Annotated in this window: 16 protein-coding genes; 6 read left to right on the forward strand and 10 right to left on the reverse strand. The window is 71.4% G+C overall.

The features are described from left to right. Window positions 1-14: 14 nt before the first annotated feature. Window positions 15-593, reverse strand: coding sequence for a TetR/AcrR family transcriptional regulator (locus ACFE7W_RS19580; protein ID WP_375426508.1), 579 nt, complete (start codon window positions 591-593; stop codon window positions 15-17). 106 nt (window positions 594-699) lie between these two features. On the opposite strand from ACFE7W_RS19580, the gene ACFE7W_RS19585 reads away from it, so the two are divergent. Then, entirely contained in the window at window positions 700-1659 is a 960-nt protein-coding gene (locus tag ACFE7W_RS19585; protein ID WP_375426509.1) for an SDR family NAD(P)-dependent oxidoreductase, read from the forward strand. Here the strand turns inward: ACFE7W_RS19585 and ACFE7W_RS19590 are convergent. Continuing rightward, window positions 1650-2972: an SH3 domain-containing protein gene (locus tag ACFE7W_RS19590; protein ID WP_375426510.1), complete on the reverse strand. Its 1323-nt coding sequence runs from the start codon at window positions 2970-2972 to the stop codon at window positions 1650-1652. The genes ACFE7W_RS19585 and ACFE7W_RS19590 overlap by 10 nt on opposite strands. 241 nt (window positions 2973-3213) lie before the next feature. Between ACFE7W_RS19590 and ACFE7W_RS19595 the strand changes: the two genes are divergently transcribed. Both ACFE7W_RS19595 and ACFE7W_RS19600 read left to right on the forward strand, forming a co-directional pair. Continuing rightward, complete coding sequence (locus ACFE7W_RS19595) at window positions 3214-3882, forward strand: Pr6Pr family membrane protein (RefSeq protein WP_375426511.1); 669 nt, start codon at window positions 3214-3216, stop codon at window positions 3880-3882. Then, complete coding sequence (locus tag ACFE7W_RS19600) at window positions 3879-4232, forward strand: metallopeptidase family protein (RefSeq protein WP_375426512.1); 354 nt, start codon at window positions 3879-3881, stop codon at window positions 4230-4232. Before ACFE7W_RS19595 ends, ACFE7W_RS19600 begins: the two co-directional genes overlap by 4 nt. Window positions 4233-4285: 53 nt before the next feature. Here ACFE7W_RS19600 and ACFE7W_RS19605 read toward each other — a convergent pair whose 3' ends face one another. Continuing rightward, on the reverse strand, window positions 4286-4990 hold the full coding sequence (locus ACFE7W_RS19605; RefSeq protein ID WP_375426513.1) for a hypothetical protein: 705 nt from the start codon (window positions 4988-4990) through the stop codon (window positions 4286-4288). A gap of 63 nt (window positions 4991-5053) precedes the next feature. Between ACFE7W_RS19605 and ACFE7W_RS19610 the strand changes: the two genes are divergently transcribed. Both ACFE7W_RS19610 and ACFE7W_RS19615 read left to right on the forward strand, forming a co-directional pair. Continuing rightward, window positions 5054-5431, forward strand: a complete 378-nt coding sequence (locus ACFE7W_RS19610; RefSeq protein ID WP_375426514.1) for a DUF1992 domain-containing protein — start codon at window positions 5054-5056, stop codon at window positions 5429-5431. 5 nt (window positions 5432-5436) lie between these two features. After that, window positions 5437-5811 (forward strand): VOC family protein, encoded by a 375-nt coding sequence (locus ACFE7W_RS19615; protein WP_375426515.1) that lies wholly within the window; start codon window positions 5437-5439, stop codon window positions 5809-5811. A gap of 117 nt (window positions 5812-5928) precedes the next feature. Here the strand turns inward: ACFE7W_RS19615 and ACFE7W_RS19620 are convergent, their stop codons facing one another. From ACFE7W_RS19620 to ACFE7W_RS19650, 7 genes are all read right to left on the reverse strand, one after another. After that, entirely contained in the window at window positions 5929-6618 is a 690-nt protein-coding gene (locus ACFE7W_RS19620) for a DUF4397 domain-containing protein (protein WP_375426516.1), read from the reverse strand. A gap of 128 nt (window positions 6619-6746) precedes the next feature. Continuing rightward, window positions 6747-9374, reverse strand: a complete 2628-nt coding sequence (locus ACFE7W_RS19625; protein WP_375426517.1) for a glycogen debranching protein — start codon at window positions 9372-9374, stop codon at window positions 6747-6749. A gap of 105 nt (window positions 9375-9479) precedes the next feature. Next, window positions 9480-10451: an NAD-dependent epimerase/dehydratase family protein gene (locus ACFE7W_RS19630; RefSeq protein WP_375426518.1), complete on the reverse strand. Its 972-nt coding sequence runs from the start codon at window positions 10449-10451 to the stop codon at window positions 9480-9482. 5 nt (window positions 10452-10456) lie between these two features. Next, the gene (locus ACFE7W_RS19635; RefSeq protein WP_375426519.1) at window positions 10457-10831 is read right to left on the reverse strand and encodes a DUF192 domain-containing protein; all 375 of its coding nucleotides are present in this window, start codon (window positions 10829-10831) and stop codon (window positions 10457-10459) included. Continuing rightward, window positions 10828-11244 (reverse strand): hypothetical protein, encoded by a 417-nt coding sequence (locus ACFE7W_RS19640; protein ID WP_375426520.1) that lies wholly within the window; start codon window positions 11242-11244, stop codon window positions 10828-10830. The genes ACFE7W_RS19635 and ACFE7W_RS19640 overlap by 4 nt, the downstream gene beginning before the upstream one ends. An 11-nt stretch (window positions 11245-11255) precedes the next feature. Continuing rightward, on the reverse strand, window positions 11256-12701 hold the full coding sequence (locus ACFE7W_RS19645; RefSeq protein ID WP_375426521.1) for a hypothetical protein: 1446 nt from the start codon (window positions 12699-12701) through the stop codon (window positions 11256-11258). A gap of 131 nt (window positions 12702-12832) precedes the next feature. After that, the gene (locus ACFE7W_RS19650; protein WP_375426522.1) at window positions 12833-13378 is read right to left on the reverse strand and encodes a hypothetical protein; all 546 of its coding nucleotides are present in this window, start codon (window positions 13376-13378) and stop codon (window positions 12833-12835) included. Between the two features lie 102 nt (window positions 13379-13480). Between ACFE7W_RS19650 and ACFE7W_RS19655 the strand changes: the two genes are divergently transcribed. Next, window positions 13481-14137 (forward strand): prepilin peptidase, encoded by a 657-nt coding sequence (locus tag ACFE7W_RS19655; RefSeq protein ID WP_375426523.1) that lies wholly within the window; start codon window positions 13481-13483, stop codon window positions 14135-14137. The last annotated feature ends 65 nt before the right edge of the window (window positions 14138-14202 follow it).

Genomic DNA, 14202 nt, shown 5'->3' on the forward strand with positions numbered 1-14202 from the left:
CGCCGCCCGCGGGCTCAGGCCGTGCCGTCGGTGGGGCGGGGGGCGAGGCCGGCGTGCAGCAGGTCGACGAGCCGGTCGGCGGCGTGGTCGTCGTTGCGGTAGCGGAGGGCGGCCTGGTAGCCGACGACCAGGGACTTGAGATCGGCCACGTCGATGTCGTCGCGGACCGCGCGGGCGGCCTGGGCGGCGCTGAGGAGCCGCCCGAAGGTGCCCACCCACGCGGACTCGGCCTCAGGCACGGCGGCGGCGAGGTCGAAGCCTGTCCCGGAGAGGGCTTCCATCAGCCCCTGGTCGACACCACCCTCACGGACGGTCCAGTCGAGGAACTCGAAGAACGCCGGCCCGGGAGCGGCTCGGGCGGTGATCTCCTGAGCGTGCGCGATGTGCTGGCTCAGACGGTCACTGATGATCGCGGCGAAGAGCAGGTCCTTGGTGGGGAAGTGCCGGTAGACCGTGCCGGCGCCCACCCCGGCCCGCCGGGCGATCTCGTCGACGGGGACGGCGAGCCCTTCGGCCGCGAAGGTGTCGAACGCGACCTGGAGCAGCCGAGCCCGGTTGCGGAGGGCGTCGGCCCGGAGCTTGCGCTCGATCACGTCGTCTCCTGCTCCTTGGGTCGCCCTCGCCTCTAGACAAGCGGGGCGCACGTTCCGCATAATTAAACGGAACGCTATCTCTCATATCGTAGGACGGGACCTCATCATGCCGAAGAACCGTTGGACCGAGTCCCAGATCCCCGACCAGCGTGGCCGGGTGGCGGTGGTCACGGGTGCCAACACCGGGATCGGCCTCACCACGGCGCGCGCGCTCGCGGCGCACCACGCGAGCGTCGTGCTCGCGGTCCGCGACGGGCAGAAGGGACAGGCGGCGGCCGCGCAGATCCTCAGCGCCGTCCCGGACGCCGACGTGTCGGTGCAGGCGCTGGACCTCAGCTCGCTCGCCTCGATCCGCGAGGCGTCGGCCGCTCTGTCCTCGGCCCATCCGACGATCGACCTGCTGATCAACAACGCCGGCGTCATGTACACCCCGCTCAGCCGCACCGCGGACGGCTTCGAGCTGCAGTTCGGCACCAACCACCTCGGCCACTTCGCCCTCACCGGTCTGCTGCTGCGCTCGCTGCTCGCAGCTCCGGCTTCACGCGTCGTCACGGTGTCGAGCGTCGGGCACCGCATCCGGGCCGCTATCCACTTCGACGACCTGCAGTTCACGCAGAGCTACGACCGGGTGGCCGCGTACGGCCAGGCCAAGCTGGCCAACCTGCTCTTCACCTACGAGCTACAGCGCCGGCTCGCCGCCATCGGTGCTCCGACGACCGCCCTGGCCGCGCACCCCGGGGTCGCGGCCACCGAGCTCGGTCGGAACTCGCAAGCCTGGGTCAAGGCTGCGATGAGCGTCTTCAGCCCGCTGCTGCAGACCCCGCAGATGGGTGCCCTCCCCACGCTGCGGGCAGCGACGGACCCCACGGCGACCGGCGGTCAGTACTACGGCCCGGGCGGCCTCGCCGAGGCCCGGGGCAATCCGGTGGTGGTGGCCTCGAGCCCGCAGTCGCACGACGCCGCGCTGCAGGCCCGGCTCTGGTCGGTCTCCGAAGAGCTCACCGGGGTCGACTTCGCCGCCCTCGGCTCCGTGTCGGGACCGGGTCGGGAGCCGTCTCAGCCGTAGACGGTGATGTGGATGTGGTTGATGTGGTTGGCCGTGTCACTGCCCCGGCTTCCCATCAGTCGCCAGCCCTCGCCGTCGCGCTGGATGTTCCAGATGTGCTGGTGGAAGATCACGTACTGGATGCCGAGCTCACGGGCGTGCGCGCGGGCCCAGTCTCGGACGCGGTAGCCGAGAGCCTGGCTGGACGCGGACCGGTAGCTGCCGGGCAGCATCAGGTCGAGGGCGCGACCCGACGGGTGGTCGGGGATCGGGTCCTTGCGGACGCCGTAGTAGGTGACGATCTCCGGAAACGCCTTCAGCGCGGCGCGGTGCACCTTGATCGCGTTCGGCTTGAGGCCCTTCTCGACCGCGTAGGCGCTGCCGCCAGCCGCGGTCGCGGGCTTCTTCGTGGCCAGGTACCTCGCGGTGACCCAGCGCGCGGCCCCGTCGAAGATGATCTGCATCCTGGCCTGCCTGATCACGCCGGTGATCTTGAGCTTGGTGCCGCGCGGCACCTCGGAGACGGCCTCGTAGCGGTCCGCGCTGGAGGAGCGGATGTCCAGGGTCGTGGTCGCGTACCGGGTGCCGGTGATCGGCGGCAGGCCGGGGACCGTCGGCTTCGTGCTGGCCGGTAGGGCCAGGTACCGGGCGGTCACCCACCGGACGGTGGAGCGGTAGACGACCTGCGCCCGGGCGTTGGCCACGGCCCCGGTGATCGAGAGGTTCGTTCCCTTCTCGACCTCACCGACGGTCGTCGAGCCGGCGCCCGAGCTGGTGCGCAGGTCGAGCGCCGCGGTGGCCACCCGGGTGCTGACCACCGCGGGCAGCCCGCTGGCCGCCTTCAGGTATCGGGTGCTCGCCCAACCGGTCGTGCGTCCGGCGATCACCTCGGCGAAGGTGCCCTTGGTGCGGCCCGTCATCGTGACCCGGGTCCCCGAGGCGAGCACCCGTCGCACGGCGTAGGTGGTGCCCGCTCCCGCGCGGAGGTTGAGGTCCGTGCTCGACGCGCGGACGGTGCCGCTGTTGATCTTGCTCGTGCCCACCACCGGTGCTGCGGTGGCGGTCGACAGGTACTTCGTGGCGACGTAGGCCGTTCGGGTCCTGAAGTTGATCTTGGTCCAGCCAGCCGTGGTGCCGCGGGTGGTGACGGCCTGCCCGGTCTTCAGGGTACCGATGATCTTGTGGCTGGTCCCCGGACCGGAGCGGACGTTCAGGGTCTCGGTGACCGTGGCCTTGCCGGCGGCTTCCGCCGGCAGCGTCCCCACCAGGCCCAGCAGGAGGGCGGCCGCGACCACAAGTCCGGTGATCTTGAGCCTGGCTCGGAGCGCACGCATCGTTGTCCCTTCTGTCCGGACAACCCACTGAACGCCGACCGGTTGTTGAGCGACACGCGTTGAGTCACACGCATCACATCTGTCTCTCTGACCCCAAGTTGCACAGACTCTAAGCGTCTCTCAGGGCCTGCGGCAAGACGTGAGTAGAGATTGGTGAGAGATGGCAAGCCGACTCGCCGATAAGATCAGATGAGTTACAACGGTGTTATTTGGTCGTGGACGGGCTGGGTAGGGTTCCCGGATGACCTCGACGTCGGCGGCCCGACTGTGGCACACCGTGACGGCGCTGGCCGCGGCCGCGGGTCTCGGGACGCAGCTGGTCCTGGTCGTCACGGGCGCGTCCGTGCTGGTCGAGGACCGGCCACCGGGCCTGGCCGCACGCCTCCTCCACTTCGTCAGCTACTTCACCGTGCTGTCCAACCTCCTGGTGCTGCTCACCACCGCCGCAGCGGCGCGGCGGCCGACCGTGGACGGCCGTCTCTGGCGGGTCCTCCGGCTGGATGCGGTGGTCGGCATCACGGTCACGGGACTCGTGCACTGGTTCTTCCTGCGGCCGCTGCTGCAGCTGACGGGCTGGCCCTACGTGACCGACAAGGTGCTGCACGTCGTGGTGCCGCTGCTGGCCGTGGTCGGCTGGCTCCTGGTCGGTCCCCGGCCGAGGATCACGCTGCGGGTCGTGCTGCTCGGCCTGATCTACCCCGTCGGCTGGTTGGTCTACACGCTGGTCATCGGTGCGGCGACGGGCTGGTACCCGTACCCGTTCATCGACGTCGGCGCCCGTGGGGGAGCGGCGGTGGCGGTCACCTCGGTGGCGCTGGCGTTGCTGATCCTCGCCTTCTCGGTGCTGGCCTGGCTGGCCGACCGCCGCTGGCCACCGACACCGCGGGACCTCCCGACCGGTCGACCGTGAGCATCGAGATCGCCACGTCCGAGTTCGAGGACCTGGTTCGACAAGCGCTGGACGATATCCCGGCCGTGTTGGCGGAGCTGGTCGACAACTGCGTGATCCTGGTCGAGGACCACCCGCCGCCGGGTGAGCCCGACCTGCTCGGGCTCTACGACGGGGTGCCGCTGACCGAGCGGGACAGCTTCTACGCCGGCGTCCTGCCCGACCGGATCCTGATCTACCGGCTGCCGATCCTGGCCGTGTGCGACTCCGCGGCCGACGTGGTCGAGGAGGTCCACATCACCGTGGTCCACGAGATCGCCCACCATTTCGGCATCGACGACGACCGGCTGCACGAGCTGGGCTACGACTGATCGACCTCTCAGCCGAGCAGCGTGGCCCCAGTCCGGCGGAACTCTGGAAAAGGTCAGGTGGTCGCGGTGCGCCGCGCGACGACGTGGCTGGACGTAGCGGTGCTGACCCAGCGCTCACACCGGCCCAGGTCGACCGGTGGCAGGTAGCCCGCCTGCCGGTCGGAGCGCTCCGTCAGCCTCGCCCCGCACAGCCGTGCCAGTCGCTCCCGCTCGGCGGCGTCCGGGACCAGCACCACCACGACCGACAGCCGCCGCTGGATCCGGTTCACCTCCAGCGTGCTGAGCACGTCGCGGGCCAGCTCCGGCGCGACGAGGACCAGCGGCGTCCGGCTCAAGATCACCCGCTCGAGCAGTCCCAGCAGCTCGCGGGTGCTCACGACCTCGTCGCCGCAGATACAGACGACGGGATCCTCGAGCACCGCCCAGCGGCTCGTGGGATCGGTGACGAAGTCGGCCGAGGCGTAGCCCGCCGCCACCGTCGGAGTGCGGTCGTCGGCGAGCTGAGTGGTGATCTCGGTTCGCTGCTCCGCCGAGAGCGCGTCGGCCACGTTCGTGCTGGGCGCCCGGCGGGCCTGCAGCTCGGAGAGGTACTGCGGGGCTGGGGCGTCGGCGCGGAAATGGGGGATCGCGCGGGACGGCGGCGACAGCATCTCCTGCGCCCGCCGCTCGTTGCGTCGCCGGTCGTAGAGCGCACCGACGACGATGGCGACCAGCCCGACCACGACCAGCACCGCCAGCCCCACGCTCCACGGGTCCATCCCTCCAGCGTGGCACACCTTACTAATCTGGGCGGCCTGAGCAGCCGACAGGCAGGAGGTGCCGTGGAGCGCTACGAGAGCTGGGTCGACCGCCAGGTCCGGGAGGCGCAGGAGCAAGGGAAGTTCGACGACCTGCCCGGTGCCGGCAAGCCGATCCCCGGCGTCGGCGGACCGCACGACCCCGACTGGTGGGTCAAGGGGCTGATGGAGCGGGAGCAGATCTCCCCACCGCTGCCGCCGGCCATGGCGCTGCGCAAGGAGGTCGCCGAGCTACCGCAGACGCTGGCCGACGTCCGCGACGAGCGCGTCGTCCGCGACCTGGTCGAGGGGCTGAACCAGCGCATCCTGGACCTTCGCCGTCGCCCGGTCGCGGGTCGCCCGGTCTTCGTCGCCACCGTCGACGTCGAGGCGGCGGTCACCGACTGGCGCCGGGGGCGCTGAGAGCCATGGGGGAGCTCCGGCTGAGCGTCACCTACCTCAACCTCGGCACCCCGGACGTCGACCGGCTGGTGCAGTTCTACGCCGACCTGCTCGGCTGGACGGTCGAGACCGCTGACGCCGGCTGGGCGACCCTGGCCAACCCGGACGGCGGGCCGGGGCTTGCTTTCCAGCCCGAGCAGCACCACGTCCGGCCGGTCTGGCCCGCCCAGCCGGGTCACCCGCAGATGACCGCTCACCTCGAGATCCGGGCCAGCGACCTTGCTGCGGGCAGCAGGCACGCCGTGGCCTGCGGCGCCATCGTCGCGGACTTCCAGCCGCAGGACGACGTCCTCGTGCATCTCGACCCCGACGGCCACCCGTTCTGTCTCTACGTCGAGTAGACCGGTGTCGCCAGGCTGCGATCAGATGTTGGGGCGGAGTCCGTAGCCCGGGCCGCGCCCTGAACCTGCCCTTCGACCGGCCCAGGGCGCGGAGGACAAGCTCAGGACGCGGGTCGGTTACTTGGTCTTGACCGTCTGGACGGCGACCGTCAGGTTGCCGGCGGCGGCGCTGCCCCAGGCGTAGACGATGGTGTCCTGCTTGGCCTTGACGCGGACGTCGGCTGGGCCGATCACCGGGGTGGTGGTCCCGCTCAGGGCGACGGCCACGGAGTACGTACCCGCGGCGACGTTGATCTTCGACTGCTTCGGGTTGGTGAGGTGACGCATCGTCAGGGCACCGTCGGCGAAGATGTCGACCGGGGGTGCGGCGGCGTCGTGGCGCACGATCAGACGGCCGTTGCCCTTGCCGGAGCGGGCCCGGGTGTTGAAGTACCGGGTGGCCGTCGGGTTGCCGGCGGCGTCGAGGTGAGCCACGACGGTGTAGTTGTGGCCCGGGTAGAAGCGGTACTTGGCGGGCCCGATGATCGGGTTCTTGTCGTTCTTCGCGGTCGCGGCAGTGATGGCAACCTTGTAGCTGCCGGCCTTGAGGCTGAGCGACGGGCTGAAGGTGCCGGGCTGGAAGTCGTCGAGGATCTTCTTGTGGTTCACGTACACGTCGACGGGCGTGTCCGGCACCGCGTGCAGGATCGTGACGACGGCCTTCGCCGGCTTGTGATGATGGCTGGCGGCCTGGGCGGGTGGTGCTCCGGTGCCGAGGGCGGTGAGCAGCGAGGCTGCCGCGATGCCGGTCAGAAGTGCTCTGCGCACGATCCAACTCCTTGGGTCAGGCGGTGCGCGTCCATCGCGCCCGTCGCCTGCTCTGCGCTCGGGCCAGCCGTCTGGATGCACGGCTGCGCCATCGTCTGGAGGCCGGTAGCCCGGCCGGCGGCCCGGCCTCAGGCGATGGTCACCACCAGCGTCGAGCTGCCCTGGCCGCCCCCGCGGGCGACCGTGGCTTCGAGCCCCCGGGAGGTGGTGGTCAGACGCGGCCGGACAGCCCGGCCGTCCAGCGTGGCCGAGACGATCTCCGAGCCGCGGGGCAGGACGGCGCCGAGGGTCAGCGCGATCCGACCGTGCCGGTCGACGGTGGTGCTGTAGACCGAGCCGTGGTGCTGCGCGGCGACGTCCACGCTGCCCCGCCCGACCCGGATCTGGTCACCGGAGGCCTGCGTCTGGCCCTGGGGCACCTGCGGGACGACCGACACCCGGCCCCGGCCGGCGTCGGGAGAGACGCCGAGCCACTGGTGCACGACCGGCCACAACGTCCCGTACGCGCCCCAGGCCTGCATCACCATCGAGCGCTCGGTGAAGAGGCGTTCGATGTTGGCCCCGGAGTCGCCGCCGGGGACGACCTCGGGCATCATCCCGGGCATCTCCCAGAGGCTCGGGTCGAGCTGGGCGCGTGCGTTGCCGGTGGTGTAGAGGCCTTGCTGGCCGGTGCCGAGCCGACCGTAGTTACCTTCGCTGACCGCGGCGATGGCGGAGTTGAGGGTGTAGATGTTGCGCTCGCTGGGCACCGCGGACACGACCGAGTCGCAGCTCGACCCGGGGTTGCCCGTCTCGGCCGACGTCGGTCCCGTACCCGTGTGGAAGAGGCCCAGACCGACCGCGGCGTAGCAGGGGCCCTGGTGCTCCTTCAGCGTGGCCACGGCGTGCTTGCGGCTGGCGAGCGGAGCGGCCTTGCGTCCCGGGATCGCGGGCAGCACGGCGTCGGTCGGCGTCAGGCCGATCCAGTGCCGCTGGAACACCTGCTCGTTGCCCGGGTCGTCGAGGGAGTCGGCGTAGGACCGGGTGTCCCCGCCGTACCACCAGTCCGCCTCGAAGTGGTCGAGCAGCGCCCGGGCGTGGGCGACGGCCCAACGACGGGTCTTCGCATCACCCCGGGCCTTGGCCAGGTCGGCCAGGTCGGCGTAGCCGCGGACTGCGTAGACGGCGTTGTCCAGCTTCTCCTCACCCATCCCCTCGCGCTCGACGTTGCCCAGCCCCTCGGGCCAGCCGTCGCCGTCGGCGTCCTGCTTCGCGACCCACTCCATGGCCGCCTTGCTGGCCGGGTAGAGGTCGCGCAGGAAAGCCCGGTCGCCGGTCCAGTGCCAGACCAGGTTGACCGCCGAGGGGTACTTGGCCGACTCGTCGGTGTTGCCGGCATCGGCGTTGGCCCCGAAGTAGACGGCTCCGTCGGGGGTCACCTCGTGCACGATCTTGCCGCTGCCCCCGTTGGCGATCGCCGAGACGTCGCGCAGCGCGCGCAGGTGCGCCTCGATGGGGCCGAACTGGCCGGCGGCCACGGCAGCGAAGGCGGTGTACTCGCCGTCGGTGCCGAAGAGCCAGGTGTAGTCGGGCCAGCCGGCGCCGAGCCAGCTCATCGACCGAAGTGTCCCGACCGGTGCCGGGTAGTTCTGCCCGGCATTGACCACCCGCACGTGCACGTCGTCGACGGTCTGCTCCGACGCGGCCAGCATCTGCTTGGACCAGCGGACGCTGTCGGCCAGCTGGGGGTCGCCGGGCAGGTCGACGGTGGTGTTCGCGTCGATCTGCTGCCGGGCGGCTCGGAGGTCCTCGAGCGCACCGGCGGGGTCGCTCAGGGCGGCGCGGAGCTCGGAGCGGGCGCGGCCCACACCCTCGGTCGAGCCGCCGACGCCGAACCAGAAGGTCCGTGTCTCGCCTTTGCGGAGCTTGACCCGGTAGCTCAGCTGCCCGCCGGCGCCGTGGCCGTACTCGGTGTCGTCGCAGCGTGCTGGCTGCGTCGGCGCGTCGGGGCCAGAGGCCGGGCAGATCGTCGCCGGGTCCTGAGGGCCGCGGAAGTCGGCACCGGTCGCGTTCCCGGTGGCCGCCGGATCGAGGCTCGAGCCCACGACGGCCGCCCAGCTGTGCTTGGTCTGGTGGGCGCCGGGCGCCGTGCCCCGGTCGCGGAACTCGAGGTTGCCACCGCGCCGGGCGACGGTGTCGGGCAGGTTCACACCGGTCTGGCTCGGATTCGTCTCACCCCAGGGGTAGGAGCTCATCAGCTCCGAGTGCGCGTTCAACTTCAGGGTGATGGTGCGGGTCCGGGTGGCGCGCAGGCTCAGCCCCATCAGGACGCCCGAGACGCCGTCCGGCACCACGTCGGTCCGGCTCGCGGCGACACCGTGGGTGGTGGGGAGGTCGGTGCGGACGTAGCCCCAGCCAGCCGTGGTCTTGGTGCCCTCGCCGATCCAGTCGCCGTCGATCCCGAACCACATGCCGTCGAGCAGCTTCAGGTTCGGCAGCCAGATGCCGCCCATCTCTCCGCGGGTATGGAAGCCGGCGGCCGGGAAGCGGCCGTCCGCGGTCCCCAGCACCCAGGCACGGTCGCCGGTCACGACCGTCCGACGGTCGGCCAGCCGGGAGGTCTCGCTCAGCTCCGGCGACCGGGCCAGGCTGGTGTCCAGCACCGGTGCGGCGGCCGCTGCGGTCGGGGTTCCGGTCAGCGACACCACGGGCAGGATCAGGGCGCCGGTCGCCGCGATCGTGGCAATCCTGCGGCGGTTCGTGCGGTGGGCAAGCACAGGTCGGCCTCTCCGTCGAAGCTCGTGGTCTCTCCTGTGTGTATAGCGGCCGGTTCGCCGGGCCCGCAAGGTGGGTGCCGCAGACCCCGCCGCGGAGCAGCTCGTCTAGACGACGAGCGGGTGCGCGAGGTCGATCTCGTGGTGGTCGACGAGCCAGCGCAACGACTCCAGCACGGCGGCCTCGGGCTCGTAGCGTGGCTGGTAGCCGATGAGGGAGCGGGCTTTGTCGATGCTGACGTAGTGGTCGCGCATCAGGTGCTCCCAGCTGGCGTCGGCGTGGTCCCCGCTGGTGCCGGCCCGGAACTCCGCCCAGCTGACGGGGTTCAGCTGGGCCGCCTGCCCGAACCAGGAGGCGGCGATCTGCGCGTAGCCCCGTACGTTCAGTGCCGTGGGGGCCACGATGTCGAAGTCCTCCCCGGCCGCGGCGTCGCGGTGGTCGATCGCGGCCTGGAAGGCGTGGGCGACGTCGTCGGCGTGGACGTGGTGCATCGACTCCGTCCCGAGGCCGGGCACGTCGAGCGGCTGCCCGGAGCTGAGCTGCTGCCAGACGCCGGGGTCGAAGTTGCCGAGCGGGCCGACCGGGTGCCAGCCGGGGCCGACGATGTGGCCGGGGTGGATCGACGTCGTGGCCAGACCGCCGGCGGCCGTCTCGGCCTTCAGCGCGTCAGCCGTGGCGGCCTTGGCGATGCCGTACTGCCCGACGGGCGGGGCGCCGTTGGTCTCGGTGACGGGGAAGCGGGTGCTGGGGCCGTGCCGCCAGATCGAGCCGCAGTACAGCAGGTGGCCGGTGTTCCCGCGGAGCCCGTCGACGAGGGCGGTCGCGGAGTCGAGCGTGAAGCAGATGAGGTCGACGACCGCGTCCGGCTCCAGGGCGGCCACCCGGCCCGGGAAGGTGCCGTCGCGGTCCTCCGAGGCGCGGTCCGCCGTCACCCGTTCGACCTGCTGCCAGCTCGGGTCGTCGACGTAGCCGGTCGACTGGCCGCGGCTGATGCTCACCACCTCGTGGCCGGCCCGGACCAGCCGGGGAACCAGGAAGGTGCCGATGTGTCCACTGCCGCCGATGACCACGATGCGCATGGGCCTCAGCCTGTCAGGTCCACCGTGAGCCGGGACCCCGGCTCGACCCCCCATGCCGCAAGGGCGCCGGCCGCCGCCTCGAGCGTGGCCACCGCCCCCCGACGGAAGCTCGTCCCGCCCGTCCAGGGCCGGATCGTCCGCACGGCCAGGACGACGCCGTCGCGGTCCAGCACGGCGACGTCGATGGGGTAGCGCATCCCGATCATGTGCACCGACGGGCAGCGCGTGATCCACAGCGCGCCCTCCACCCGGTCGGTGCCGAGCAGACCTCGGCGACGGGTCGCGGAGGTCTGCGCCATCGCCAGCGGGGCGACCTGCCGGCCGTCGCTGAGCAGGACGTGCCGGCCGGGGCCGAAGACCCGCTCGCCGCGGCTGCTCACCGGAGGCCCCGGGTCCGCCAGAGAGCAGCCGTGACCACGACCTGCACCAGGACGGTCACCGCGACGCCCAGCGCGACCGCCGAGACCGCCGTCCCGGACGCCGTCGCCGGCGCCCGGAGCTGAGCCAGGCCCAGCAGGGCCAGCACCACCACCGCGGTCATGACGGCGGTCAGCACGAGCCGGGCTGCGATGCGCTCACCGGAAGGGGGCTGCAGCCAGAACCCCAGCCCGAGCCCGGCCAGCAGGCCCGGCGGCACGTCGAGCAGCCAGCCGAGGTGCGGGTGGGCGACCAGCAGCGAACCGGGCAGCAGCACGGTCGCGAGCAGGTAGCCGAGGAGCACCGCCGGCAGCACGACCAGAAACATCCGCACTCCCACAGCGGCGCGGCCGGCCGGGCCGGGACGGGTGCTCACCGCGCGGCCGCTCACTTGCTGACGCATTCGGGGAAGTCGACCGGCGGCCGGGTGCCCTCGGGGGTGGGGACGCCGAGGTAGGTGGCCGCGGTGGCCTTGGAGTCGGTGGTCTCGAGGCTGAGGTCGATCCCGAAGGCCACGCCCAGCTTCACCTCGGCGGCGAAGCCCTGCTTGTCGCTCACGTTGTTGTACTCCACGTTGCTGACCACTCCGTTGGTGAACATCAGGTTCTGGAAGGGGTCACCCGGGGCCAGGCGGTCCGGGTAGTAGGTCTCGGGGGAGACGTAGGCATTCGGGTCGCCGGCCTGCTCAGCCAGCCAGGCGTCCACCAGCGCGCGCTGCTCGGGGGTCTTGACGTCCAGGCTGGCGGTGGTGACCGTCGCGTGGCTGGCGCCGTCGGCGTCCGAGCCCGATCCGCCGAGGTCCTTCTGGCCGGCGGTGGTGGTGCTGGTGGCCTTGCCCTCACGGGTCGTGACCAGCGTGACCTTGGTGACCTGGTTGTTCTTGTCGCGGGTTACCGCCAGGCTCGAGCCGAGCACCCCCCGCAGCTCCCCGGCCAGGGGTCCGACCGTGCCGTGGACCTCCCCGTAACCCTCGCCGGAGGTCGTGTAGGTCTTCGAGCCGGTCACGGTGTCGGTGATCTGGGTCCACTTGTTGCTGCCGCCGAACTTGAGCCCGAAGTCGCTGAGCGTGAGGTTCGGGACGCCGGAGTCCGAGTCGGGGTCGGACTTCGGGAATGGCAGGCTCAGCCCGACGTGACCGTCGACACTGCCGCTGACCTCGACCGTCGACACGTGCAGGTTCGGCGGCTTAGGCGGCTCCTTCGGGTCGCTCCACAGGAACTTGATCGAGTACTCCGGGTTGTGCTTGATGATCTCCTGCTCCGTCAGGTAGTCGTCGAGCTGCTTCTTCATCGCGGCCGCCTCCTTGGCGTTGGCGAAGGTCCAGGTACTGCCGTAGTCGAACTTGAGGTCGGCACCGAAGTCGACGCGGGCGCCCCGCTCCACCTTGCCGATGTCCAGCTTGGTCCCGAAGCCGCCGGTCAGGCCGGCTGAGGCACCGTCGGTGGCGGTGTAGGTGACCGTACCGTCGCTGTAGGTCGTCTCGATGAAGCCGGCGTTCTCTCCGATCTTGACGAACGCGATCTTGACCTCCGAGGTCACCTTCTCCCCGTGCTCGGTGACCTTGCACCGGGTCGGCTTGGGGTCCAGAGGCGGCTCGACAGGATGGTCCGGGTCGGGCGGGACGGGCGAGCCGCACGACCCACCCTCGCCCAGCGCGGTGTAGACCTTGCAGAGCGCCACCCGGACGGTCTCGGCCACCGGCGCGGCCTTCATCGGGACGACGACGGCGCCGATCAGCAGGGCCACCATGGCGATCGCCGCGGAGTACTCGAGCGTGGCCGCACCGGCCGAACGTCGGCGGGTGTCGGGCCTGCAGGTGAGCCGGTGTGGCATCAGGTCCGCTCCCCGGAGTGTGTCGTGCGCGGCCGGGACCGGGTCGGTCCGGGCTCTCTTCGGGGAGCGTAGGAGGGCGCGGCGTCACCGGTCGTGGGTCTCTGGGCCCATTGTCGGGCCCAAGAAATCCCTCAGCTCTTCGGGCTGAACCGCATCGAGTCGACAACCCGTCGTTCGAGGTCGGGTTGGTACTGCGGAGTGAGGATGGACACCGCGGCCGACTGCTGGGCCGGCCACTGGTTGGCCACGATCCACTCCCCGGAAAGCTGGGAGTCCTGGTTGTCGGTGATCGTGTAGCGCACGACCTGGGCGGTGGTGGCTCCCTGGACCGTCAGGTCGCGGGTCTCCACGACATGGAACTCCTTCAGCCCCACCTGCGCCTGGCCGATCAGCGAGCCCACGGCCTCCCCGGCCGTGACGAAATGTCCGAAATCCCCCGACAGCTGGATCTGCTCCACCGCGGTAGGCGTGGGCCGGAAGCCCACCGCCCACGGCGCCTGCACCGGGATGACGTCCTGCCAGCCGGCCGGCCGGTCGACGACGAGCATGCCGGTGGTGACGCTGGTGTAGTCCTGGTCGGCCGGCTGCGAGCAGCCGCCGAGCCCGAAGGCCAGGGCGGTGATCAGGGCGGTGAGCAGGGCGGGGACGTGGGGGCCGCGCCGTCTCGGTCGGGTCATGATCTCCTCTCACCGGGCTGGTGGCCCCTGGCGCCGGTACGGTCTGGGCGCTCGGTGAGTGTACGAGCGTGAAGGTCCAGCAACGGTCGACGAGGAGGTCTGGTGAGCTGGCTGTGCGTCCTGCTGGCCGCCGGGCTCGGCCTGGCGGCTGCGCTGTGGTTGCGTACCCGCCGCTACCGCTACGACGACGACCTCGTCCGGCGCACCCTGGCCCCGGGGTGGCTGCCGGTCACCGCCGCGGCCGGCGCGCTGCTCGGCACCCCGTTCTACGCCGGGGTGCCGGCCGCCGTCGCCGTCACCTACGTCGTCGCGTTGGTCTGGGGCCTGACCTTGGCCTTCATCGACCTGGAGGTGCACCGGCTGCCGGACGTGCTCACGCTGCGTGCCTACCCCGTCGGTGCGGTGCTGCTGGCGCTCTGCTCCCTGGTCGCCGGCAACTGGACGGCACTGGCCCGGGCCGCTCTCTGCGCCGGGGTGGCCGTGGCGGTCTTCACCCTCCTCGTTCTGGTCTCCGGCCTCTTCTACCGCGACGGGGACGGCTTCGGCTGGGGCGACGCGAAGCTGTCGGGAGGGCTGGCCGGGCTGCTCGGCTGGTTCTCCTGGTCCAACGCCTTCTACGGCCTGGTGACCGGCTGTCTCGTCGCGGGCGTCGTCGCGGTCGCGCTGATCCTGAACCGGCGTGCCCGCACGTCCCATGTGTCCTACGGCCCGCCGTTGATCCTCGGTGCCTACCTGTGGGCCCTGCTGCTGCCGGCCTGACCCGAACCCGTCCCCGCGCAACCGGGGGGGGGGTGCGTCATTTGGCTGACGACCCCCCGGGTACC

This window comes from uncultured Friedmanniella sp., from assembly GCF_964244285.1.
In the GTDB taxonomy this organism is placed as follows: Bacteria; Actinomycetota; Actinomycetes; order Propionibacteriales; family Propionibacteriaceae; genus Microlunatus.